Source organism: Flavobacterium crocinum, assembly GCF_003122385.1.
GTDB classification, from domain to species: domain Bacteria; phylum Bacteroidota; class Bacteroidia; order Flavobacteriales; family Flavobacteriaceae; genus Flavobacterium; species Flavobacterium crocinum.
This window is the reverse complement of record NZ_CP029255.1, coordinates 2,094,344-2,118,108: the sequence shown is the minus strand read 5'-3', so window position 1 is coordinate 2,118,108 and position 23,765 is coordinate 2,094,344. Positions and strand designations below refer to the sequence as shown.

Below are 23,765 nucleotides of genomic sequence, written 5' to 3'. Positions count from 1 at the left end.
CTGAAAACCGCGACTACGACTGAAAACTAAAAAAAGCTTAACCATTAAAACTGTCAATCTCTTCTGAAACAACTTCCCAGTCGATTAATAATTGTTCTAAATCTTGTTTCTTTTTATTGTAAGCCGTAAAAAACGAGGCGTCTTCGATATGTTTGTCGTAATTAGTTTCCAGCATTTTATCGTCGTGCTGAATCTGTTTTTCTAATTGCTGAATCTGACTCTCGATTTTACTTAATCTGTTTTGAAGTGATTTTCCTTTTTTCTGGTCTTCATAAGATAATTTGCTTGCTTCTTTTTCTTTTGCAGCTGGTGCATTTTTTACCACATCTTTTTTCTCTACTTCACGCATATTTTCCATATTACGCTGTTCCAGGAAAAAGTTGATATCACCTAAATATTCTCTGATTTTTTGATCTTTGAATTCATAAACAATATTAGACATTCCCTGAAGAAAATCCCTGTCGTGAGAAACTAACAACAAAGTTCCTCCAAATTTTTGAAGCGCGGCCTTTAAAACGTTCTTAGACTTAATATCTAAGTGGTTTGTAGGCTCATCCATCAGCAGAACATTAATTGGCTGTAATAATAGCTTACAAAGCGCCAAACGGTTACGTTCTCCTCCCGATAGTACTTTTACTTTTTTCTCTACATCGTCTCCGCGGAATAAAAATGCTCCCAACATATCACGTACTTTCATACGATTGGTGTCGGTTGCGGCATCTTCCATAGTTTGAAGAAGCGTAATTTCTCCGTCCAAATGTTCTGCCTGATTTTGGGCAAAATATCCTAATTGTACATTATGACCCAATTTGATATTGCCTTCGTATTCAAATTCATTTACCAAAGCTTTGATAAAAGTCGATTTTCCTTGTCCGTTTTGTCCAACAAAGGCAATTTTACTTCCTCTTTCGACTAATAAACTAATGTCTTTCAGAATCGTTTTATCGCCGTAGGCTTTGGTTACATCTTCAGCTTCGATTACTACTTTTCCTGGTTCTTTTGAAACAGGAAAAGAAATATTCATTACAGAATTGTCGTCTTCATCAACTTCAATTCTTTCTACTTTATCTAATTTTTTAATCAACGACTGCGCCATCGAAGCCTTTGAAGCCTTGGCACGGAATTTCTCGATTAATTTTTCTGTTTCCTCAATCTTCTTCTGCTGATTTTTTTGAGTCGCCAATTGTTTTTCACGAATTTCATGACGCAATTCTAAATACTGAGAATACGGTTTATTGAAATCGTATGCTTTTCCTAAAGAAATTTCGATGGTTCTATTGGTAACATTATCCAAGAACATTTTATCGTGTGACACAATCACAACTACTCCAGGATAATTACGAAGGAAATTTTCCAACCAAATAATACTTTCGATATCCAAGTGGTTGGTTGGCTCATCCAGAAGTAATACATCATTCGACTGCAACAGTAATTTTGCCAATTCGATACGCATTCTCCATCCACCAGAAAATGTTTCGGTTTGGTTATTAAAAACTTCTCTTTTAAAACCTAACCCTAAAAGAATTTTTTCTGTATCTCCAACATAGTTATAACCACCTAAAAGCTCAAAACGATGTGTGTAATCAGATAAATCTTCGATGATTTTAGCATATTCTTCGCTCTCATAATCGGTTCTGGTAACCAATTGATGATTGATTTCCTCTAGCTTCTTTTCTACAACTTTGATTTCAGTAAAAGCCTCATAAGCTTCTTCCAAAACCGTTCTTCCCTGTTCAAAATCAATATCCTGACGCAGGAAACCCATTTTAATATCTTTCTCCTGAGAAATAACTCCGGAATCCGGTTTAAAATCTCCTGCTAACATTTTTAGCATGGTAGATTTACCAGCGCCGTTTTTACCGACAAGACCAACGCGGTCGCCAGCTCCTAAACGGAAAGTTACTTCTTCAAATAAATAGGTTCCTCCAAAAGAAACGGAAAGATTGTGTATATTAAGCATAATTTATAACTAATGTTATCAGCAGTAAAGGTTGAAAAATCGTACCTTTGATTAAATTTTTTGCAAATGTTAAAAAAAGGATCGAAACTAAATAGTATTTTAACAGGAAGTTGTCCAAAATGCCAAAATGAAAGCATGTATGAAGACAAAAATCCGCTTCATTTGAGTAAAGTTCTAAAAATGAATGAAAACTGCAGCCATTGCGGATTCAAATATCAAATTGAACCGTCATTCTTTTATGGTGCAATGTATGTTAGCTACGGATTGAATGTCGCAGTAGGAATTGCTGCCTTTATAGTCTCTTTTGTTTTTTTCGGAGCTTCTATTGAGCAGGCTTTTATTGCCATTATTTTGACTTTGATCATTTTATTTCCTTTCGTACTTCGACTATCCAGAAACTTATACATTAATATGTTCGTTTCTTATGATCCTAATGCCGGTCGGAAGTAATAGATTTTAAATATCTTTTATGGAATCGTTTAATATCGGCCTCACGGTCTATAGGAGTTCCGTTTTCGATATGTTCATACAGCATTTTTGCTAATGCCGGTCCAAGCATTACACCTCGTGTTCCTAATCCGTTAAGGACATGAATGGAACTGTATGCTTCATGAGTACCTATTAGAGGTCTTCTATCTGCGACTGTAGGTCTTACTCCTGCAAAATGTTTTACGATTTCAAAATCACAGGTAATAATTTCTTTTATGCGGTCTACCAACTCCTGTTTTCCTTCTTCTGTCGGAAGATCGGTTTTATCATGCCAGTTATAAGTTGCACCAACTTTATACAAATTGCCTCCTACCGGTAAAATGAAGACACTTGTATTCACAATCAGATCTAATTTTAAATCAGGCGCTTTTATTAAAAACAACTCCCCTTTTGTTCCATCCAAAGGAAGATAGTTAAAATAAGGATTTTTAAGCATCCCAAAACCCTCAGCAAATATGATATGGCGGGCTTTAATGTTTTTATACTGAATTCCTGAATCCAAAATTTCCAGAAAAGAACTATGGAAAGATTCTTCCAGAAGTAAATTATTATCTTTTAAATAAGCTTTGTAGCTTTCTAATAACTGTCCGGTTTTCACATAACCGGTGTGCAGTACTTCTCCATAATTATGGGGAGAATCAATACCCTGATACTTTTTAGTAATTAATTTGGTGGATAAAAAAGGAGCCAAATTTATTTTATCTGAAGCCGCAAACCAATTATTTTGTTCTTCAATTGAAAAAAACTTTCGAAGAATTGGCATTTTATAATTGAATTTTTCCTTTAGTTTATCTTCAACCTGATCATAGAATTCATTCATTAGAACCAAATGTTCTTTAGCATTCCACACTTCACTGAAACGCTTCAGGATAACCGGATTATACAAGCCTCCCGCAATTCTGGATGAATTTTGGGATTTGTCATCTATAAGTAAAATAGATTTATTGTTTTTAAGGGCAACTTCGGCGAAAGAAATTCCGGCCAATCCAGATCCGACGATTAAATAATCAAGCATTGTGCAGTATAAATAAAATGAAAAAACTCTTCCTACAAAGGTAGCAAGAGTTTCTTTTATAATTGAATCCTTTACTTAGTAATTCCACATGTCTTCTTCGAAATTACGGATCTTCTCTTTTACACGTTCTGATTCCAGCAACTGACTTTGTGCATTATCCTTAATGTAATCTTTAATCTCACGATCTCCATAAACGTTTTCTTCTTTATAAATAACTGAATTAAACCTTCTGGAATTCAAAATCTGATCGAATGATATAGGAAGTGCCGAATTTTGATCATTAAAAGCTTTCGCTTCGTGCAATACATCACGAGCATTGGGGAAGAAAACCCAAAACAATTCTATATAATCTTTTTCGTCACTATTCATCGTATACACATCAGGAGTTACCGGACAAATCCCAAGTAAGCGATATTTTAATTCACTCTGACGTTTATCAAAATACCAGAATCCTTTAATTTTATACAAGTTAACGTCTGCAGCAGTAAGATCTTGTTTCAAAATATATTCGGCAGGAACGCTTCTGGTTGGCCCAACGGTTTCTTCAACATAAGAAACGTTTTTATTTTTGCCTTTACCTGTAACTACTTTTTTCTTGACAACACGTGATCTGTAATCATCAGGATATTGATTAATAAGCTCTCTTCCTGCGTCTGTTGTATCAATTCGGGAAAGAGAACCTTCGATATCTTTTATTGATTTTTTGGTATTAAAATAACTATCAGTATAAACTTCGGTTATTCTTCCGGACTTAATTCCTTTGGTCAGAACATCGTAAAGTGAACGCCTGTCAGGACCTATATTAACAGTATCAACAGGGAAGTACAACGGAAAATTGATTTTTTCGTTAAGATCAATAATCTCCCAAACCGTTTTACCCATCAGGATATCTCTATCATTTACATAACCATAAGCCAAAGGTTTGTCATTATCAGATATCATTTGTGCAGGTGTCTTAATTCCAATCTGATCAGCAGTTTTGGCATTAAGTAAATTCGACTGCGCATGAACATTTAAGATTCCGGCAACAGCAACAATAGCAATTAAAAAATTTCTCACTTTCATTGTAACAATTATTATAAGACATTAAACGAAATTTCATTACAAATATTGTTATTTTTCTTACATAAACAAAACTATTTTTAAAATTCCAAAAAAAATAAGCTTTGAATTACCTGTATAAAAAAAACTCTTACTACAAATGTAGTAAGAGTTTTTTAATTATCTAGTTATGTATCAACTTAGTAGTTCCACATATCTTGTTCGAAGTTGCGAATTTTTTCTTTCACTCTCTCAGATTCCAACAACTGATTTTGTGCGTTGTCTTTCATGTAATCGCTAATTGCTCTGTCACCATAAAGGTTTTCTTCTTTGTAGATAACAGCATTAAAACGTCTTGAATTCAAAATCTGATCAAATGAAATTGGAAGAGCTGAATTGTTGTCGTTGAAAGCTTTTGCTTCATGAAGCGCTTCTCTTGCATTTGGGAAGAATACCCAAAACAATTCAATATAATCCTTTTCATCACTATTCATTGTATAAACATCAGGAGTTACCGGACAAATTCCAAGTAAACGATATTTCAATTCACTTTGACGTTTGTCAAAATACCAGTATCCTTTAATTTTATACTGAGTAACATCTGCAGCAGTAAGATCTTGTTTTAAGATATATTCAGCAGGAACTGTTCTTGTTGGTCCAACTGTTTCTTCAACATAAGATACACTTTTGTTTTTTCCTTTACCGGTAACTACTTTTTTCTTCACTACACGTGATTTGTAATCATCAGGGTATTGGTTGATCAATTCTCTACCAGCATCTGTTGTATCAATACGAGATAATGATCCTTCGATGTCTTTCATAGACTTTTTAGTATTGAAATAACTATCAGTGTAAACTTCAGTTATTTTCCCACCTTTAATCGCCTTGGTAAGAACGTCGTATAAAGAACGTCTGTTAGAACCAATATTAGCTGTATCTACTGGAAAGTACATTGGAAAATTGATTTTTTCATTTAAATCAATAATTTCCCAAGTAGTTTTTCCCATCAAAATATCTCTATCATCTACATAACCATAAGCCAAAGGCTTATCATTGTCAGATATAAGCTGAGCAGGAGTTTTAAGTCCAATCTGATCTGGTGTTTTTGCATTAAGCAAATTAGACTGCGCATTAGAAGCAAAACCTCCAGCGATAGAAACAACGGCTATTAAAAAATTTCTTACTTTCATCGTGGTATCATTATAAGATATTGAACGTAGCTTGCACTACTTTATTATTGTATTTCGTAAATTACCGGAGCAGTTCTTGGTAATAAATAACTACCTGCACCAACCAGTTTAGTTTTAATTTCAGAAATAGTAACCTGGTCTCCTTTACCTGCTCTTGAAAGTACTTGTTTACATTGTGCATTCATTTTGTTTCCTGTTACAACCACAGTAGGCTGTCCAGCAATTTTCATATTGAATCCAACAACATCTAAACCAACTTCAAAATCGAAATCAAGTAATTTAGCTCCAATAGTAGCAATCTCTAAGTTAGATTTAGGACCTTTAACAACTCCCATCTCACCTCTGATTGTTCCTGTTGGACCAGGAATACCTTTAATTCTGAATGTTTTCTTATCTGTTACTTTATCACCGTTTGGTAATGTACCCGTTACAGAGATAGTAGCTTCAGTACCCTGACCCGGGCTCATGTTATATTTTCCTGGTTTTCCTGCAGAAGATAATCCCGGAGCACTAGCAACAATTTTGTTAGCATCAACACCAGCGAAAGATACAGAGATTGGGTTAACAACTCCTCTATACACTACGTTCATTTTATCTGCAGAGATTGTAGCAGAATTAGGTCTTGGAACTACAACATATTTTCCAGAGAATTTCAAAGGAATATTTTTACCATCTTCTAAGAATGTAAATTGTCCGTTGATATCTTGCTCTCCAACACCACCAGCAGTTAAAGAGATAACAGCTTGTCCGTTCACGATTTGTCCAGGACCTTGGAATGAAGTAGGCTTAGTGTTTTCGTCATAACGACCTAAAACCACTTTACCTGTAACTTTTTCTCCTTGAAAGTAAGCATTTTTGTCTAAAACAACAATTGCTTGATAGTTACTGTATGAAGCAGCTGCAACTGCAGCTTTTCCTAAAGCACTGTTGTAAACGTCAGCTTCTGTTTTCTGAACGTCATTCTGCCAAGCTGAAAGTTTAGCTGCAGATGCGATTGCAGGAAAACCTTTAAAGTGATATGCTAAGTATTTTTCTTTTATACCGTCTTTGTTTTTTACATCAGAAAGATCAAATTTTTTCTCAACCTCAGAAATGATTGCTGCATATTTTTTATCTGTTCCTAAAGCTGCTTTGATATCAGCTTTGTATTTTTCGATCTTAGCAATAATTTCGTTACCTTTTTTAGTGTAACCGTCTCCTGTAAACCAGTCGTCGATGTTATCACCTTTATCCATAGACTCATAAGGCATTTTTCCAGTTGCTTTATCAACTTCAAAACCTTGTACAGCCTGAGTTTTCAATGTACCGATATAAGCATAAAAATCTTTAGAAATTGCCTCAACTTTATGAGCAGTCTGAGCTGCAATAGCAAACTCTCCTTTTGCTTCTGCTGCCTTTTGATCTAAAGCTGTTAATAAAGAGGCATTATTTGTTACTGATGTTGCGTTAGAAGCTTCAAACTTTTCGTTAAATAATCCGAAACCTGAGATTACTTCTTTCGACACGTTCATTGCTAACATTGCGATGAAAACCAGATACATCAGGTTGATCATCTTCTGTCTAGGGGTTAATTTTCCTCCTGCCATTTTTTTCTAATTAGTTCTTTTATTAATAAATTTAATATTAGTTAAAAACTAATTATCCTTTGTTACTCATTGCAGAAAGCATACCACCGTAAACACTGTTTAAAGAAGCAATGTTTGCAGTCATAGACGCCATTTGCTCTTTTAATTTAGAAGCGTTTTCAGCGATTTCTTTGTTAGCTTCAGCGTTTCTTGAAGCGCTTTCTAACTGTACTTTATATAAACTATTTAATGATTCCATTTGAGCAGCAGCCATAGATAATTCTTCAGAATATTTCTTTTGACCTGCGATTGAATCTACAGTTGGAGCAATTCCTTTAGCAGCAGATTCGAAGTTTTTGATTGAATTTCCTAAGCTTGCCATCAACTCACCGTCAACTTTAGCTTCTTTCAACATGGCATCTAATTTTTGAGATAATAATCCTTGAGCATCAGTTGGAGTTTCAACTTTATCAGCTTTTTTTCTAGCTTGTCCGTTTGCTAATTCCGGGTAAACAAGAGTCCAATCTAGCTCGTCTTCAACTGGTTCGAAAGCAGAAAGCGCAAAAATTAACGCCTCAGTCACCAATCCAATTGAAAGCATAACTGTTCCTGTTAAAGGTCCAAGTTCAAAGTGAGTAATTTTGAATAATGCTCCAATAATTACCACTGCCGCTCCCATACCATAAGCGAAATTCATTGCTTTTTTACTTAATAATGCCATAATACTTTTTTTTAGGTTTAAAATAGATTTGTTGGATATTGATAAAATTATAAATTACTTTCTTTTGCTTCCGTTACCGTTACCAGTTACCTGAGTTCCCATGTAATCCTGTACCGTTCTGAATCCGATATAACTTCTTGCAGAATCAGCATATTCGTGATCACGAGTGCTTACCTGTAGGAAATAAGCAACGTCTTTCCAAGAACCTCCACGAACCACTTTTCTTTGATTTTTACCATCAATTACGTTTGGATTCATTGTAGATACATATTCGTATGCATTTGGGTTGTAAGCAGAGTCAGTCCATTCTGAAACGTTTCCTGCCATGTTGTATAATCCGTAACCGTTAACTTCGTATGATTTAGCTTCAACAGTATATAACGCTTCGTCTGCAGCATAATCTCCTCTACTTGGTTTGAAGTTAGCTAAGAAACAACCTCTGTCACTTTTAGTATAAGGACCTCCCCAAGGGTAAGTTGCAGACTCCAGACCACCTCTAGCCGCATACTCCCATTCTGCTTCAGTTGGCAATCTGAAAGCATTTACTAAGTCACGACCTTTTTTCTTAGATTTGATATAACTGTTTTTGTTTAGAGTTCTCCAAGCACAGAATGCTTTAGCTTGTTTCCAGGTAACACCAACTACAGGATAATCCCCATAAGCTTTATGCCAGAAATAATCATTATGCATTGGCTCATTATATGAATAAGCAAAATCTTTAATCCAAACAGCTGTATCAGGATAAACATTTACCTGTTCTGTTTTTACGAAATCACTTCTTTTTCCAACTTTAGCTTTTGCAGCAGCCTGAATATCCATCCAAGAATAACGGAATTTCAATTTATTTACATCAATTGTTCTTAAACCATTGTATGATTCTTCAATTGGTAAATACATAGAATCCATAACCTCAGTGTAATACTCATCCGGATATGCTTTAGTATCTTTAATTAATTTTACTTTTCTGTTTAATTTTCTTCCAGCATACGGATCATCTTTTGTACCTACACTATAGTAGTTGTCGTACATATATTTATCATAAGCTGTCATTTTTTCCGGATCAGAATCATTAAATGCGTAGTCAGCAATACTTCCGCCTTTTTTTCCTTTACTGTCAGTAGCTTTCTGCCCTGTTTCGTCAGCTAATATTGCTAAACGAACTCTCATTGTAGAGTCTTTTACCCACTCCACAAATTGACGATACTCGCTATTTGTGATTTCAGTTTCATCCATATAAAACGAACGAACAGTTACCGTTTTAGTCGGAGCATCTTCCACGTTAGCTAAATCCGCATCCGATTTACCCATAATAAAAGATCCACCAGGAACTAATGCCATTCCATAAGGCTTCTCGGGATGCCATTTCCCTCCTGTAACACCAACTAATTCACCTTTGTCACCTGACTTACCACAGCCGATTACTAGTGTTAACATTGCTGCAAATGCAATAAACTTCTTCATATAAATTTGGGATTATCTATTCATTATTAAAAGTCCGTAAACGTATTTATTATTTATCTAAAAAACAATACTACTTGCGAATTTATTTTATCGTTCAAAAATAATGTTAAATAAAATAAAAAAAAAATATTTTATCGATAAACTGTTTCAAAAAATCGATGTAAAACGTTAATTTTTATGTTTTATAGTTATTTTCCTACTAACACTATTTAACTTTTTTAAGCCTGCTTTAAAAACCTAAGATTTACCTTAAAATTTGTTGCTACAAAGCATTCTTTCGCTGCGCTTTCCACCATCTTTCTGGCAGTTCCTGATTGCAGGCAGACAAATATTCTTCGTAAGAACATGGTAATAACGTATTTCTTTTCAACTTATTGTGACCATTTGACTGAAAAGGAATTTCGATCCACCAGCGGTCTGTTTTATCGCTTTTATAAAAAATCAATTCTTCATCATCAAGGGGAACTATATATTTCAGATAATTGGCGCGACTTCCAAAAGGATATTCTTTTGAACGATAATGATATCCTTCAATAAAATACCACACAATCTGAGCAATAACAACCGATTCAGCCATTGTACTGTTGTGATTAAAAACTCCAAATGCCGAAACTTTATCACTTATTCCTGCGTATCTCGCTAAAGCACAAATTTCTTTTCCATTAAATCCATTCGGCTCAAAAGTAACAGCATTACCTGAAGCAGAAGATTTTACAGAATTCAAATCGAAACTCACTAAATCCGCATCTCTAAAAACCGGTTCCGCTAAAGTGATTTTATTTGAAATTTCACCTAAACGATAAGCATCAAAAAAGAGCTTTTCGATCAGATCAATTTCTTCCTGAGAATTATAATAGGTTTGATATCCTATATTACAGTAATTGAATAGATTATTAGGTTCATCAATAATAATTTTTGTCAGATACGAATTAGCCGAAACCGACTCATTTTCTTTTCCAAAATCAAACTTATTATCAACCGCAACCAAGTTGACCATTTGCTCCAAATCATCGTAAGCACGATACAGAGCATAAGTCAGATCCTGAGAACCTCCCAGGACTATAGGAATGACTTTTTTCTTAATTAAAGCAGCTACAACTTTCTTAACTGCAAAGTAAGTATCTTCTACAGAGTCGCCGGCAAGTATATCCCCCAAGTCTGCAATAGAAGCGTCCCAATTGCCCGGAAACATGCTGTATAATCTTTTACGTACTGACGAAAGATTAACCTCATTAACCATATTGATGTTTGTACGATCTTCTAAAACACCAATCACAGCAATATTGATCTGGTTAATATCAGGAAACTGATCTTGTGTATGAAAAACAACTTTACTTCCAAGTTCTTGAGAAGACAGTGCACTGACAAATTTTACAATTGTGTCATTAACTGGTTCTAGAAAATCAAATTCCATCTATATTTATTTCTTTTTAGCAGCTGTTTTTTTAGCAGGCGCTTTTTTAGTTGTTGTCGTTTTTTTTGCCGCTGCTTTCTTTGCAGGTGCTTTTGCTTCTATCATTTCCTGAACCTGTGCCAATGTCAGCTTAGTAGCATCAACATCTTTACTCAATTCAATTTTGATTTTTCCTTTTAGAATTACAGAACGTCCCCAACGAGCTTTCTCTACTACAATCCCTTCGTCTTCCCAATTATGAATAACTTTGTCAATGTTTTTCTGAAGTTTTTCTTCGATTAACTCCTCAACATCAGCTTGTGAAAGATTATCAAAATTGTATTTTTTGTTCACATTTACAAAAAGTCCGTTCCATTTAATGAATGGTCCAAAACGTCCCACTCCTTTTTGAACTGCTTCTCCTTTATAAACTGCAATTGGCGCATCAGCGAGTGCTTTTTCGTCAATTAATTCCTGAGCTCTTTCTTTAGAAACATTTAAAGGATCTTCTCCTCTTGGCAATGAAATAAAAACGCTTCCGTGACGAACATAAGGACCGTAACGACCGTTATTTACCTCCACTTCTTCTCCTTTATATTCTCCTAAACTTTTTGGAAGCAAGAACAAATTCAAAGCTTCTTCAAGTGTAATGTTTCCTATATTTTGATCTGCCATTAAGCTGGCAAACTTTTTATCTTCGTCATCTGCTTCTCCAATCTGAGCCATTGGCCCAAATTTTCCTAAACGAACAGAAACTTGTCTTCCGTCAGCATCTTTTCCTAGAATTCTCTCCCCGCTTTCACGTTCCGCATTTGCCTCAACTTCTTTTACATTTGGATGAAACTGATTGTAGAAATCCTGCATCATTTTTGCCCAGTCAATATTTCCTTCGGCAATCTCGTCAAAATCCTGTTCTACTTTTGCAGTGAAATTATAATCCAGAATGTTTCCGAAATTCTTTACTAAGAAATCAGTAACAATTGTTCCGATGTCAGTTGGAACTAATTTTCCTTTATCAGAACCTGTATTTTCTTTTAGAACCTTCTCTCCTAATTTGCTGTTTTGTAAAATAAGCTGTGTATAGTTACGTTCTACACCTTCTAAAGTTCCTTTTTCAACATAATTTCTATTGATAATCGTAGAAATTGTTGGCGCATATGTAGATGGACGCCCAATTCCAAGTTCCTCCAACTTTTTCACCAAAGATGCCTCAGTATAGCGTGCAGGCGGTCTTGAATATCGTTCTGTAGCTGTAATATAGTTATTAGCCAGTTTTTCGTTTACTTTTAAAGCCGGAAGCATACCTTCTTGCTCTTCCTCATCATCATCATGTCCTTCTAAGTACACTTTTAAGAAACCTTCAAAAAGCAATACTTCTCCTGAAGCTGTAAAAATTTCATCATGATTATCTGCTTCAATTTTTACGTTTGTTCTTTCTAACTGTGCATCGCTCATTTGTGAAGCCAAAGTTCTTTTCCAGATCAAATCGTATAATCGAGCCTGGTCACGATCAATATTCACAGTGTGACGAGACATATCTGTTGGTCGAATTGCTTCGTGCGCTTCTTGTGCTCCTTTGTTTTTATTAGCAAAAACTCTCGGCTTAGAAAATTCTTTTCCGTAAGATTTGATTATTTCTGCTTGCGCTGCGTCCATTGCTTCTTTAGAAAGATTCACAGAGTCGGTTCTCATATAAGTAATAAGTCCCGCTTCGTAAAGACGTTGTGCTAACTGCATGGTGATTCCAACTGGCAAGTATAATTTTCTTGCCGCTTCTTGTTGCAACGTAGAAGTTGTAAAAGGTGCTGTTGGAGATTTTTTGGTAGGTTTAGTTTCTAAATCTGCTACCTTATATTTAGAACCGATATTTTGATTTAAGAAATCTTCGGCTTCTTTTTTAGTATTGAAGTTTTTCGGCAATTTTGCTTTGAAAGCTTTTCCGGCTTCGTTTACAAATTCGGCAACAATTGAATACGTTGCAACTGCATTAAAACTTTGTATTTCGCGTTCTCTCTCTACAATTAAACGTACTGAAACAGATTGTACACGCCCAGCAGAAAGTCCGCCTTTAATTTTTCTCCATAAAACCGGAGATAATTCGTAACCCACTAAACGATCCAGAACACGACGTGCCTGTTGCGCGTTTACTAAATTATAATCAATTTCTCTTGGATTGTCGATTGCTTTAAGAATCGCAGATTTTGTAATCTCGTGAAAAACAATTCGTTTGGTTTTTTTTTTATCCAGTTTTAATTCTTCCGCCAAGTGCCATGAAATAGCCTCTCCCTCGCGGTCCTCATCGGATGCCAACCAAACCGTTTCGGCATTCTTAGAAAGTGATTTTAGTTTCGTTACCAAGGCTTTTTTATCCGGAGAAACTTCATATTTAGGTTTAAAACCATTTTCTACATCTACTCCTATTTCCTTTGATGGTAAGTCGGCTATGTGACCATAACTAGACTCCACCTGAAAATCACTTCCGAGAAATTTCTCGATCGTTTTCGCCTTTGCAGGTGACTCCACTATTACTAAATTCTTTGCCATTGCTCTATTTTTCTGCAACAAAAGTATTTATTTTTTTTAAATATTAACCTTACGAATGCATTTTTGAAGTATTTTGATATTATGAAACTTAAAATTGCAGATTTATCTGTAATAATCTCGATTATATATATAGGTATAACTTTTAATGATTTCTGACCGAGAAATCTCCTTTTCAATTGTAGGTTTTAGATTTCAGATTTTAGATTGCAAAAAACATTCACTTAAATTAAATTCTAACTCTTTCTTTTAAAACGGATTGACCTAGCCCAGATTGCAACGGATTGCCCGGAGTAAAAAAAGCATAAGTTTCTTGTTGTAAAAAAGCGACCAACGGAAGCTCTTTTTACAACATTAGAAACTTTGCTTTTTTTATGAGGACAAGAAGTGGAAAGCTGGAAATAGCTCCTTATTATTTTATTGTAGATTTTAGATTCTGGCAACAGATCTGAAAAGATCTCCATATTCACCAAATTTCAACAATCTGAAATCTAAACTCTAAAATCTAAAATCTTTTTTCTGCCATCTTGTCATATTAGATGCAATTACCCTATCTTTGCACTTTGAAATTTTACAATGGAAAAGATTATTGAAGAAAGCAAACAGGGCGAAAGTCTTGTTCTGGAAAATAAACCTGAGAATACTAAAAAACTCTTTATAGAAAGTTACGGTTGTGCGATGAATTTTTCGGACAGTGAAGTCGTAGCTTCCATTTTATCTGACGGCGGTTATAACACTACTTCGGTTTTGGAAGAAGCCGATTTGGTTTTGGTGAATACCTGCTCTATCCGTGACAAAGCAGAACAAACTATTCGTAAACGTCTTGAAAAATATAATGCGGTAAAACGCACGAATCCGAAAATGAAAGTGGGCGTTTTAGGCTGTATGGCGGAACGTTTGAAAAGTCAGTTTTTGGAAGAAGAAAAAATAGTCGATCTTGTTGTTGGTCCTGATGCTTATAAAGATCTTCCGAATCTATTGGCTGAAGTTGAAGAAGGACGTGACGCGATTAATGTAATTTTATCAAAAGAAGAAACGTACGGAGATATTTCGCCTGTTCGTTTAATGAGTAACGGAATCACCGCTTTGGTTTCGATTACTCGTGGATGCGATAATATGTGTACCTTCTGTGTTGTACCTTTTACACGCGGACGTGAACGCAGCCGTGAGCCTCAAAGTATTATGAATGAGATTAAAGATCTTTGGGAGAAAGGTTTTAAAGAAATTACGCTTCTTGGGCAAAACGTTGACAGTTACCTTTGGTACGGCGGCGGATTGAAAAAAGATTTCGTAAACGCTTCTGAAATGCAAAAAGCTACTGCAGTTGATTTTGATCAATTATTAGAAATGGTTGCTGTTGGTTTCCCTAAAATGAGAATCCGTTTTTCAACTTCGAATCCACAGGACATGCACGAGAGTATCCTACATGTTATTGCGAAATATCCAAATATCTGTAAACATATTCACTTACCGGTTCAGTCTGGAAGTAACCGAATTTTAAAAGAAATGAATCGTCTGCATTCTCGTGAAGAATATATGGCTTTGATTGATAAAATTAGAGCGATTGTTCCCGATGCTTCAATTTCGCAGGATATGATTGCTGGTTTCCCAACAGAAACAGAAGAAGACCATCAAGATACGATGAGTTTGATGGAATACGTAAAATACAACTTTGGCTACATGTATTCGTATTCTGAACGCCCTGGAACTTTGGCCGGAAGAAAAATGAAAGACGACGTCGAAGAAGAAACCAAAGCCAGAAGATTACAGGAAATTGTCGATTTACAACAAAAACATGCCTGGTTTAGAAGCGAGGAATTTGTTGGAAAAACCGTTGAAGTTTTAGTCGAGAAAGTTTCTAAAAAATCAAAAGAAGAGTTTTCGGGAAGAAACTCTCAAAGTATAACGGTTGTTTTTCCAAAGGAGAATTATAAAATTGGAGATTTCGTAAACGTAAAAATTACAAGCTGTACTTCTGGAACTCTTAAGGGAGAAGCAGTTGGCTTGAGTAGCATGAATTAATTTTTGTTTGCCACGAATTTCACAAATTTACACGAATTTTCTTTCAAAAAAAAAACAATAGATTTGTTTTAAAAAACAAATTATGGAATTATACAGAAAAGAAGAATAATATAAAATTGTTGGAATTTACATGGAAGTTCATAGGATATTAGGCGGCGGACTTCTTGAAATTGTTTACAAAGATGCATTAGAGTATGAGTTTAAAAAGCATAATATTCCTTTTGAACGTGAAAAACAATACGATATTCAATATAAAGACATTGTTTTAGCACATAAATTCTATGCTGATTTTGTAGTTTATAATGAGATTATCCTGGAAGTAAAAGCATCCAAAGATATAGCTGATGAATATGTTGCCCAAACAATTAATTATTTAAAACTAGCAGATAGCGATTTAGGAATTATCGTTAACTTTAGTAAAAAGTCATTACAGCATAAAAGAGTTATTCATTAGTTTGATTAAAAAAATTCGCGGAAATTCGTGAAATTCGTGGCAAAAGAAAAAAAAATATAAGCCAAAGTGTAAAAACTTGAAACAAAAATCTACATGGAAACAGTTCAAGCAATAAAACAACGATTCGAGATTATTGGAAATGATCCGAAATTAAATCGTGCTATCGAAAAAGCCATTCAGGTTGCTCCGACTGATATCTCAGTAATGGTAACCGGGGAAAGTGGTGTTGGTAAAGAAAATATTCCCAGAATTATACATTCGCTTTCACACAGAAAGCATGGTAAATATATTGCTGTAAACTGTGGAGCGATTCCGGAAGGAACCATTGACAGTGAATTATTCGGACACGAAAAAGGCGCTTTTACAGGAGCAACAAGCACTCGTGAAGGGTATTTTGAAGTAGCTGACGGCGGAACTATCTTCTTGGACGAAGTTGGTGAATTACCGTTGACAACTCAGGTAAGATTGTTGCGTGTTTTAGAAAATGGTGAATTTATAAAAGTAGGTTCTTCTCAGGTTCAGAAAACCAATGTTCGTATTGTTGCCGCAACAAACGTGAATTTGTTTAATGCAATCGAAAAAGGAAAATTCCGTGAAGATTTGTATTATCGTTTAAGTACAGTTGAAATCACTTTACCGCCTTTAAGAGAAAGAAACGACGACATTCACTTATTATTCAGAAAATTTGTAGCCGATTTTGCTCATAAATACAAAATGCCTCCTTTACGCCTGGACGACGATGCTGTACAATTATTACAGAAATTCAGATGGAGCGGAAACATCCGTCAGCTTCGAAATGTAGCTGAGCAAATTTCTGTTTTAGAAACCAATCGTGATATTAGTCTGGCAACTCTAAAATCTTATTTACCATCAGAAGGAAGCAATCTGCCTTCTGTTATTAACGACAGTAAAAAAGAAAGTGATTTTAGCACAGAAAGAGACATCTTGTACAAAGTCCTTTTTGATATGAAAAGTGACTTGAATGATTTGAAGAAACTGACTTTAGAATTAATGAAAAACGGCACTTCTAAAGTACAAGACATCAATCCGAATTTAATTCAGAAAATATACGGAAATCAGGAAAATGACAACGAAATTGATTTTGAAGAAGAACCAAGAACCGCTGTTATGACAACTCCTGCTGTTCGCGAAGACAATTATCAAATACAAGACGATAATTATTTATTTGCTGAAACCATAGAAGAAGAAGAAATTTTACGTCTGGAACAGAAAGAAATCGAAATGATCAAAAAATCATTAGAAAAAAACAAAGGAAAACGTAAAGCTGCTGCAGATGAATTAGGTATTTCCGAAAGGACTTTATATCGTAAAATCAAACAATTCGATTTATAGTTTTGCCGCAAAGGCACTAAGACACGAAATGTTTTAAACTAAAATGAATATCTTTGACCCAAGCCCTGAAAAACCGACAAAACAATACTTAAACAAAAAAATGAAATACTTAAAATATATCTTTATCCTATTTATTGCTACAACTTTTAGTGGTTGTTCTGTCTACAACTTTACCGGAACAGGTAAAATCGATGCCAAAACTTTTCAGGTTAACTTTTTCCAAAACAATGCAGATTTAGTAGAACCCGGAATTGACAGAACTTTTACATTAGCCTTACAGGATTTGATCATGAATCAGACCAATTTAAACTTAGTAAGCGTAAATGGTGACTTAACATACGAGGGAGAAATTGTAGATTACAGAATTACGCCAATGACAGCAACAGCTGCAGACGCCAGTGGTAATATGGGAGCAGCTCAAAACCGTTTATCTATTCGTATCAATGTCAGATTTACAAATAAGAAAAAAGAAACAGACGATTTTGAAAAACCTTTCGAATTCTATTATGATTTTCCGGGACAACAACTTCCAACAGGAACTACATTGAACGACGCTATTAAAACAATTTTTGAAAGAATCACGCAGGACATTTTTAATGAATCACTGGCAAAATGGTAAAATGTTTATTTGTTAAACCGATAAAAAACATCAAAAGCAACTAAACCCATAAACAATTAAACAAAAAAAATGAACGTTACCGATTATACCTACTTAATGAACAAACCGGATGCTATTACAGAAAAGCAGGCGGATGCATTAGGAAGTGTTTTGAATGAATTTCCGTATTTCCAAAGTGCACGTGCATTACGATTAAAAGGGCTTTACAATCAAAACAGTTTTAAGTATAATTATGCTTTAAAAGTTACGGCAGCACATACTTCAGATCGTTCTGTTTTATTTGATTTTATTACTTCTGAAGCTTTTACATCTGTCCAGAATGATTTCTACGAACAAAAACTAAGAGATTTACTGGAAATTACCGTTTTTGACAGCGAAATTATTTCTCCTGAACAAATTAGAAAAGCGCTTCAAAAGAATGATCCGGAAGAACAGCTTGTTTCTGATTCTAAAGAAAACCAAAATATCCCTGTTGAACAATCTGCACAAACCGAAAAGTTTGTCAAAACAGAAGAGCCGGTAAAAACGGAGGAAATTTTAAAAGTTGAAGAACCTCTGGAAATCACCGAACCTGTAAACATTACTGAATCTAAAATTATCCCGGAAATAGATCCATCTATTTTTCTTGCTATAAAAGAAGCACAAACTGTAACTTTTGAAAAGCCGGTAATCGAAGAAAAACCTAAAACGCTTCCTGAAATAGATCCTTCTATTTTTATGGCTATCAAAGAAGCGCAATTGGTAACTTATGAAAAACCTGTTATTGAAGAGAAAAAGAAAGCCGATGCGATTACTGTTTCTGAAATTATAGAATCTGTAGAAGAAAACGAAATTTCTTCTTTTACAGAATCAGAAAAAGTGGAAGAACCAAAATTTGAGGAAACTAAAATTGACCGTATCGAAAATTCGATTCTAAGTTCTATTAAAGTATCCGAAACTCTTGCTACACAAGATCCTATACAAGAAACTCAGGAAGAACCTAAATTTGATCGTATTCAAAATTCGATTTTAAGTTCTATTAAAGAAGCTGAAACAACACTGCCTGAAGAACCTGTAAAAAAAGAAGAATCTAAAACTGAAGCTGTTGTTGAGCAGTCAACTTCAGATGCTATTGAAGAAGAGGAAGAAGGCGTTATCGAAGAAATGATAATTCCTGAACCTAAGTTAAATCCACTTGAAAGATCTATTCTTTCTTCTATTAAAGAAGCAGAAACAGTAATTCCTAAAGTAGAAATTCAAGAGGACATTCAAGAAAAAATCATTGAACAAGAAGCTGCAGAACAAGTTCAGGAAGAAATTATTGAAGAGACTGAAGAAGAAATTGAAGAAGAAACCACTGAGCCTGTAAAAACAGCAACAGAACATTTAGAAATTGGCAAGCCTTTAGATTTTTCATTAAGAGAAAAACACTCTTTCCAAGAATGGCTTCAATTATCTAGAACAGAACCGATTGACCGCTCAAATGATCTTTCTCCAGAAGAAAAAGAAGCAAAAGAAGCTGAAGAAAAAGCAAAACAAGAAGAAGAAAGACAAAAAAAGGCTAGTATAATCGATAAGTTTATCGAAAATAACCCTAAAATTTCTCCAATTAAACCCGGAAATAATGCTCCAATTATCCAAATTGAAAGTGCTCCGGAGGATAATTCATACCTAATGACCGAGACTCTGGCCAGAGTATATCTGGAACAAAAGAAATATACAAAGGCAATTCAGGCATATGAAATATTAATTTTGAAATATCCAGAAAAAATTACTTTCTTTGCAGACCGCATATCGGATATAAAGATTTTACAACAAAATAACAATAACAATAATTAAGTAATGAGCACATTTTCAATTTTTTTAGTTTTAATCACAATAGTTTGTTTTCTATTGATCGTAGTTATCATGGTACAAAACCCTAAAGGTGGAGGATTATCTTCTACTATCAGCGGAACTCAAATGTTGGGTGGAGTACAAAAAACAACTGACTTTTTAGATAAAAGTACTTGGACTTTAGCTACTGTTTTAATTGTGCTAATTTTACTTTCAAGCTTAAGTTTCTCAGGAGCTTTAAGCGATACAGATTCTAAACTTATTGAAAAAACGGAAGCTCCTGCAAACGCACCGGCAGCTCCAGCACAAGGAACTACTCCTGCTCCGGCAGCACCAGCAACTAAATAATTTTAGTTCAATATAAAAAATCGAATGCCAGCCTGTCAAAGCTGGCATTTTTTTTAAGAAATAATGTCAGTTTTACCAGCATGGCACAATTTCTGAAAGTTTATAGAACAGAAAAAAATGTATAACTTATAATAATATAAAATCATGGCTTTAAACATTAAACCGCTTTCAGACCGCGTACTTATTGAGCCTGTTGCAGCTGAAACCAAAACTGCTTCAGGTATTTTTATTCCAGATACTGCCAAAGAAAAACCACAAAAAGGAACTGTAGTTGCAGTAGGAAACGGAACTAAAGATCATACTATGACTGTAAAAGTTGGTGATACTGTTCTTTATGGCAAATATGCAGGAACTGAGCTAAAATTAGAAGGTACTGATTATTTAATTATGCGTGAGGACGATATCCTTGCAATTATCTAAAAAAACATATTGTATTAAGTAATCAGTATTAAGAATTAAGACTGTGATTAACTTGAAACAAATCAAACTTTAAACAAAATTTCAAAATGGCAAAAGATATAAAATTTGATATTGAAGCACGTGACGGACTAAAACGTGGTGTTGATGCATTAGCAAATGCTGTAAAAGTAACCCTTGGACCAAAAGGTCGTAACGTAATTATCGGAAAATCATTTGGTGGACCTACAGTTACTAAAGATGGTGTTTCTGTTGCAAAAGAAATCGAATTAAAAGACGCATTAGAAAATATGGGTGCGCAAATGGTTAAAGAAGTCGCTTCTAAAACCAATGACTTAGCTGGGGACGGAACGACAACTGCTACAGTTTTAGCTCAGGCTATCGTTAAAGAAGGTCTTAAAAACGTTGCTGCAGGTGCAAATCCAATGGATTTAAAACGCGGTATCGACAAAGCTGTTGAAACAATCGTAGCTGACTTGGCAAAACAAGCTAAAGTAGTTGGAAGCGATTCAGACAAAATCAAACAAATTGCTGCTATCTCTGCAAACAATGACGAAGTTATTGGTGAGTTAATCGCTACTGCTTTTGCTAAAGTAGGAAAAGAAGGTGTTATCACTGTTGAAGAGGCTAAAGGAACTGACACTTTTGTTGACGTTGTAGAAGGAATGCAGTTTGACAGAGGATATCTTTCTCCTTACTTCGTAACAAACCCGGAAAAAATGGAAGTTGAATTAGATTCTCCTTACATCTTATTATACGACAAAAAAGTATCTTCTTTAAAAGAATTACTTCCGGTTTTAGAGCCAGTTGCTCAATCAGGAAAACCATTATTGATTATTGCTGAAGATGTTGACGGAGAAGCTCTTTCTACTTTAGTAGTAAACAAATTAAGAGGTGCTCTTAAAATTGCTGCTGTAAAAGCTCCAGGTTTTGGAGACAGAAGAAAAGCAATGTTAGAAGATATCGCAATCTTAACTGGCGGAACTGTAATTTCTGAAGAAAGAGGTTATACTCTTGAAAATACAACTATCGAAATGTTAGGAAACGCAAAAAGAGTTTCTATCGACAAAGACAATACAACTATCGTGAGCGGTGCAGGTGAAGCGGATATCATCAAAAACAGAGTAAACCAAATTAAAGGTCAGATGGAAACTACTACATCTGATTATGATAAAGAAAAATTACAAGAGCGTTTGGCTAAATTAGCCGGAGGTGTTGCTGTACTTTACGTTGGTGCTGCTTCTGAAGTGGAGATGAAAGAGAAAAAAGACAGAGTGGATGATGCTTTACACGCTACTCGTGCTGCGGTTGAAGAAGGAATCGTTGCCGGTGGTGGTGTGGCGCTATTAAGAGCTAAACTTGCTTTAGCTGACTTAAAAGCGGATAACGCTGACGAAGCAACAGGAATCCAAATCGTTTCTCGCGCTGTTGAAGCTCCATTAAGAACTATCGTTGAAAACGCTGGTCTTGAAGGTTCTGTTGTGGTGGCTAAAGTTTCTGAAGGTTCTGGAGATTTTGGATACAACGCAAAAACTGACGAATATGTAGACATGCTTGCTGCAGGAATTATCGATCCTAAAAAAGTAACTCGTGTGGCTCTTGAAAATGCTGCTTCTGTTTCCGGAATGATCCTTACTACAGAATGTGCATTAATTGATATTAAAGAAGAAAATGCCGGAGGCGGAATGCCAATGGGAGGCGGAATGCCAGGAATGATGTAATTCATTCTCTTCTTAAAACTTAAAGCGCCGGATTTACTTCTGGCGCTTTTTTTTACCACTAATTGCACGAATTTCCACTAATGCTTTGTGTAAAATAAGTTGCCACAGATTATACGGATTAAAAGGATTTCTTTATTGGATACACTAAAAACTTTTCACGTAGATTTTGCAGATTTAAGCAAATTAATTTAATTTTTATAATTCTATGATGTGCATAAAATAAAAATCCTTTTAATCTGTGGCTAAAAAGAAAAACAATTCGTGGAAATTAGTGTAATTAGTGGCAACCTATTTTTTATTTAACATTCTCTTTTTCTTTAAAAAATCTGTTATCTCTTACCTTTGTAGCTATAATAAATTCAAAAAATGAAAAAATCTTTTACTGCGCTCCTATCTTTATTTTTCTTCACAATTTCATTTATTTCACAAGCCCAAAACAGTAAAGACAGTTATGTCGTTTTAATTTCTATGGACGGGTTTCGTTGGGATTATGGCAAAATGTATAATCTTCCAAACTTAAAACAAATCTCAAAAGAAGGCGTTCATGCCAAATCAATGAAACCTTCTTACCCAAGTAAAACTTTTCCAAATCACTATTCAATTGTGACAGGACTTTATCCAGATCACCACGGAATTATCAATAATGTTTTTTATGACGCTTCTTTAGATCAGGCGTTTTCATTGTCAAGCAAAGCCAAAAATGATTCCCGCTTTTATGGTGGAAATCCGATTTGGAATTTGGCAGAAAAGCAAGGCGTAAAAACGGCCTCTTTCTTCTGGCCTGGTTCTGATATTGACAAAAGAAATCCGAGTTATTTCAAAAATTACGATGGTAAAATCCCATACGGAGCCAGAATCGATACGGTTTTAAAATGGTTGCAATTACCCGAACAACAACGACCTCATCTGGTTACTTTATATTTTGACGAACCAGATCATTCAGGACATAATTTTGGTCCGTTTTCGCCAAAAACCGAAAAAATGGTCATCAAAATGGATTCTATTATGGGAGAAATATCCCGAAAATTAGATCAGTTACCTATTGGCAAACAAATCAATTTAATTATCGTTTCTGATCATGGAATGGCCAGTATAAGCAACGATAAAAAAGTAGCCGTTTTAGATTATTTAAAACCGGAATGGTTAGGCTATAAAGATGTTGTAAATCCAATTATGAGTTTACAGGCAAAAGCCGGATTTCAGGATTCTATTGCCAATGCTTTGAAAAAAGTACCTCATATCAAATTCTGGAAATCAACTGAAGTTCCAAAAAGATTACATTACGGAACCAATCCAAGAGTACACGATTTTGTAGTTGAAGCTGATAAAGGATGGAGTTTAGTAAGTAAAGAAAGTACTCATATTAATGGCGGAACTCACGGATATGATAACAACGAAAAAGACATGCATGCTATTTTTTACGCAAAAGGCCCAGCTTTCAAAGTAGATAAAACTGTTCCAACCTTTCAGAATGTTTCTGTTTATCCTTTAATTGCTCATATTTTAGGTTTACAGGTTGGTGAGATTGATGGGAAGTTTAGCGATGTAAAATCGATGCTTAAATAATTAGATAATTCTTTAAATTAATCAAATTGAATTGCCTCCGGATTTATCTGGAGGAATAAAAATCCTCTTAAAGA

At 34.8% G+C, this 23,765-nt stretch carries 19 protein-coding genes; 10 read left to right on the top strand and 9 right to left on the bottom strand.

The window, feature by feature from the left end; translation table 11 throughout:
- Positions 1-37: 37 nt before the first annotated feature.
- Positions 38-1,960 carry an ABC-F family ATP-binding cassette domain-containing protein gene (locus HYN56_RS09720; RefSeq protein WP_109191994.1) on the bottom strand — a complete coding sequence of 641 codons (1,923 nt, stop codon included), beginning with the start codon at positions 1,958-1,960 and terminating at the stop codon, positions 38-40.
- A 66-nt stretch (positions 1,961-2,026) separates the two neighbouring features.
- On the opposite strand from HYN56_RS09720, the gene HYN56_RS09715 reads away from it, so the two are divergent.
- Complete coding sequence (locus tag HYN56_RS09715) at positions 2,027-2,410, top strand: DUF983 domain-containing protein (protein WP_109191993.1); 384 nt, start codon at positions 2,027-2,029, stop codon at positions 2,408-2,410.
- Here HYN56_RS09715 and HYN56_RS09710 read toward each other — a convergent pair.
- The 8 genes from HYN56_RS09710 to topA form a co-directional block, all read right to left on the bottom strand.
- On the bottom strand, positions 2,391-3,464 hold the full coding sequence (locus tag HYN56_RS09710) for an NAD(P)/FAD-dependent oxidoreductase (protein ID WP_109191992.1): 1,074 nt from the start codon (positions 3,462-3,464) through the stop codon (positions 2,391-2,393). The genes HYN56_RS09715 and HYN56_RS09710 overlap by 20 nt on opposite strands.
- A gap of 75 nt (positions 3,465-3,539) precedes the next feature.
- On the bottom strand, positions 3,540-4,529 hold the full coding sequence (gene porN / locus HYN56_RS09705; RefSeq protein WP_109191991.1) for a type IX secretion system ring subunit PorN/GldN: 990 nt from the start codon (positions 4,527-4,529) through the stop codon (positions 3,540-3,542).
- A 176-nt stretch (positions 4,530-4,705) separates the two neighbouring features.
- Positions 4,706-5,695, bottom strand: coding sequence for a type IX secretion system ring subunit PorN/GldN (gene porN / locus HYN56_RS09700; RefSeq protein ID WP_109191990.1), 990 nt, complete (start codon positions 5,693-5,695; stop codon positions 4,706-4,708).
- A 44-nt stretch (positions 5,696-5,739) separates the two neighbouring features.
- Positions 5,740-7,281, bottom strand: coding sequence for a type IX secretion system motor protein PorM/GldM (gene porM, locus HYN56_RS09695; protein ID WP_109191989.1), 1,542 nt, complete (start codon positions 7,279-7,281; stop codon positions 5,740-5,742).
- Between the two features lie 52 nt (positions 7,282-7,333).
- Positions 7,334-7,981, bottom strand: coding sequence for a type IX secretion system motor protein PorL/GldL (porL, locus tag HYN56_RS09690; RefSeq protein WP_109191988.1), 648 nt, complete (start codon positions 7,979-7,981; stop codon positions 7,334-7,336).
- Positions 7,982-8,035: 54 nt separating this feature from the next.
- Positions 8,036-9,442, bottom strand: coding sequence for a T9SS ring complex lipoprotein PorK/GldK (gene porK, locus HYN56_RS09685; protein WP_109191987.1), 1,407 nt, complete (start codon positions 9,440-9,442; stop codon positions 8,036-8,038).
- 262 nt (positions 9,443-9,704) lie between these two features.
- Positions 9,705-10,856 carry a formimidoylglutamase gene (locus tag HYN56_RS09680; protein WP_109191986.1) on the bottom strand — a complete coding sequence of 384 codons (1,152 nt, stop codon included), beginning with the start codon at positions 10,854-10,856 and terminating at the stop codon, positions 9,705-9,707.
- Between the two features lie 6 nt (positions 10,857-10,862).
- The gene (topA, locus tag HYN56_RS09675; RefSeq protein WP_109191985.1) at positions 10,863-13,379 is read right to left on the bottom strand and encodes a type I DNA topoisomerase; all 2,517 of its coding nucleotides are present in this window, start codon (positions 13,377-13,379) and stop codon (positions 10,863-10,865) included.
- A gap of 573 nt (positions 13,380-13,952) precedes the next feature.
- Here topA and miaB point away from each other — a divergent pair.
- From miaB to HYN56_RS09630, 9 genes are all read left to right on the top strand, one after another.
- Entirely contained in the window at positions 13,953-15,398 is a 1,446-nt protein-coding gene (gene miaB, locus HYN56_RS09670) for a tRNA (N6-isopentenyl adenosine(37)-C2)-methylthiotransferase MiaB (protein WP_109191984.1), read from the top strand.
- Between the two features lie 115 nt (positions 15,399-15,513).
- Entirely contained in the window at positions 15,514-15,852 is a 339-nt protein-coding gene (locus HYN56_RS09665; protein WP_394336281.1) for a GxxExxY protein, read from the top strand.
- A gap of 93 nt (positions 15,853-15,945) precedes the next feature.
- Positions 15,946-17,205, top strand: coding sequence for a sigma-54 interaction domain-containing protein (locus tag HYN56_RS09660; RefSeq protein ID WP_109191983.1), 1,260 nt, complete (start codon positions 15,946-15,948; stop codon positions 17,203-17,205).
- Between the two features lie 100 nt (positions 17,206-17,305).
- Positions 17,306-17,824, top strand: a complete 519-nt coding sequence (locus HYN56_RS09655) for an LptE family protein (RefSeq protein ID WP_109194765.1) — start codon at positions 17,306-17,308, stop codon at positions 17,822-17,824.
- A 69-nt stretch (positions 17,825-17,893) separates the two neighbouring features.
- A complete protein-coding gene (locus HYN56_RS09650; RefSeq protein ID WP_109191982.1) occupies positions 17,894-19,642 on the top strand; it encodes a tetratricopeptide repeat protein in 1,749 nt (582 codons plus the stop codon).
- Positions 19,643-19,645: 3 nt separating this feature from the next.
- Positions 19,646-19,987, top strand: coding sequence for a preprotein translocase subunit SecG (secG, locus tag HYN56_RS09645; RefSeq protein WP_109191981.1), 342 nt, complete (start codon positions 19,646-19,648; stop codon positions 19,985-19,987).
- A 144-nt stretch (positions 19,988-20,131) separates the two neighbouring features.
- Positions 20,132-20,407, top strand: a complete 276-nt coding sequence (locus HYN56_RS09640) for a co-chaperone GroES (protein WP_008467105.1) — start codon at positions 20,132-20,134, stop codon at positions 20,405-20,407.
- A gap of 86 nt (positions 20,408-20,493) precedes the next feature.
- Positions 20,494-22,125: a chaperonin GroEL gene (groL, locus tag HYN56_RS09635; protein WP_109191980.1), complete on the top strand. Its 1,632-nt coding sequence runs from the start codon at positions 20,494-20,496 to the stop codon at positions 22,123-22,125.
- 366 nt (positions 22,126-22,491) lie between these two features.
- Positions 22,492-23,691: an alkaline phosphatase family protein gene (locus HYN56_RS09630; RefSeq protein WP_109191979.1), complete on the top strand. Its 1,200-nt coding sequence runs from the start codon at positions 22,492-22,494 to the stop codon at positions 23,689-23,691.
- The last annotated feature ends 74 nt before the right edge of the window (positions 23,692-23,765 follow it).

What these genes read in the sequence shown, in the direction of transcription:
- HYN56_RS09720 (WP_109191994.1), bottom strand. Translation starts at nt 1,960, where the DNA reads ATGCTTAATATACACAATCTTTCCGTTTCTTTTGGAGGAACCTATTTA.
- HYN56_RS09715 (WP_109191993.1), top strand. Translation starts at nt 2,027, where the DNA reads ATGTTAAAAAAAGGATCGAAACTAAATAGTATTTTAACAGGAAGTTGT.
- HYN56_RS09710 (WP_109191992.1), bottom strand. Translation starts at nt 3,464, where the DNA reads ATGCTTGATTATTTAATCGTCGGATCTGGATTGGCCGGAATTTCTTTC.
- porN (WP_109191991.1), bottom strand. Translation starts at nt 4,529, where the DNA reads ATGAAAGTGAGAAATTTTTTAATTGCTATTGTTGCTGTTGCCGGAATC.
- porN (WP_109191990.1), bottom strand. Translation starts at nt 5,695, where the DNA reads ATGAAAGTAAGAAATTTTTTAATAGCCGTTGTTTCTATCGCTGGAGGT.
- porM (WP_109191989.1), bottom strand. Translation starts at nt 7,281, where the DNA reads ATGGCAGGAGGAAAATTAACCCCTAGACAGAAGATGATCAACCTGATG.
- porL (WP_109191988.1), bottom strand. Translation starts at nt 7,981, where the DNA reads ATGGCATTATTAAGTAAAAAAGCAATGAATTTCGCTTATGGTATGGGA.
- porK (WP_109191987.1), bottom strand. Translation starts at nt 9,442, where the DNA reads ATGAAGAAGTTTATTGCATTTGCAGCAATGTTAACACTAGTAATCGGC.
- HYN56_RS09680 (WP_109191986.1), bottom strand. Translation starts at nt 10,856, where the DNA reads ATGGAATTTGATTTTCTAGAACCAGTTAATGACACAATTGTAAAATTT.
- topA (WP_109191985.1), bottom strand. Translation starts at nt 13,379, where the DNA reads ATGGCAAAGAATTTAGTAATAGTGGAGTCACCTGCAAAGGCGAAAACG.
- miaB (WP_109191984.1), top strand. Translation starts at nt 13,953, where the DNA reads ATGGAAAAGATTATTGAAGAAAGCAAACAGGGCGAAAGTCTTGTTCTG.
- HYN56_RS09660 (WP_109191983.1), top strand. Translation starts at nt 15,946, where the DNA reads ATGGAAACAGTTCAAGCAATAAAACAACGATTCGAGATTATTGGAAAT.
- HYN56_RS09655 (WP_109194765.1), top strand. Translation starts at nt 17,306, where the DNA reads ATGAAATACTTAAAATATATCTTTATCCTATTTATTGCTACAACTTTT.
- HYN56_RS09650 (WP_109191982.1), top strand. Translation starts at nt 17,894, where the DNA reads ATGAACGTTACCGATTATACCTACTTAATGAACAAACCGGATGCTATT.
- secG (WP_109191981.1), top strand. Translation starts at nt 19,646, where the DNA reads ATGAGCACATTTTCAATTTTTTTAGTTTTAATCACAATAGTTTGTTTT.
- HYN56_RS09640 (WP_008467105.1), top strand. Translation starts at nt 20,132, where the DNA reads ATGGCTTTAAACATTAAACCGCTTTCAGACCGCGTACTTATTGAGCCT.
- groL (WP_109191980.1), top strand. Translation starts at nt 20,494, where the DNA reads ATGGCAAAAGATATAAAATTTGATATTGAAGCACGTGACGGACTAAAA.
- HYN56_RS09630 (WP_109191979.1), top strand. Translation starts at nt 22,492, where the DNA reads ATGAAAAAATCTTTTACTGCGCTCCTATCTTTATTTTTCTTCACAATT.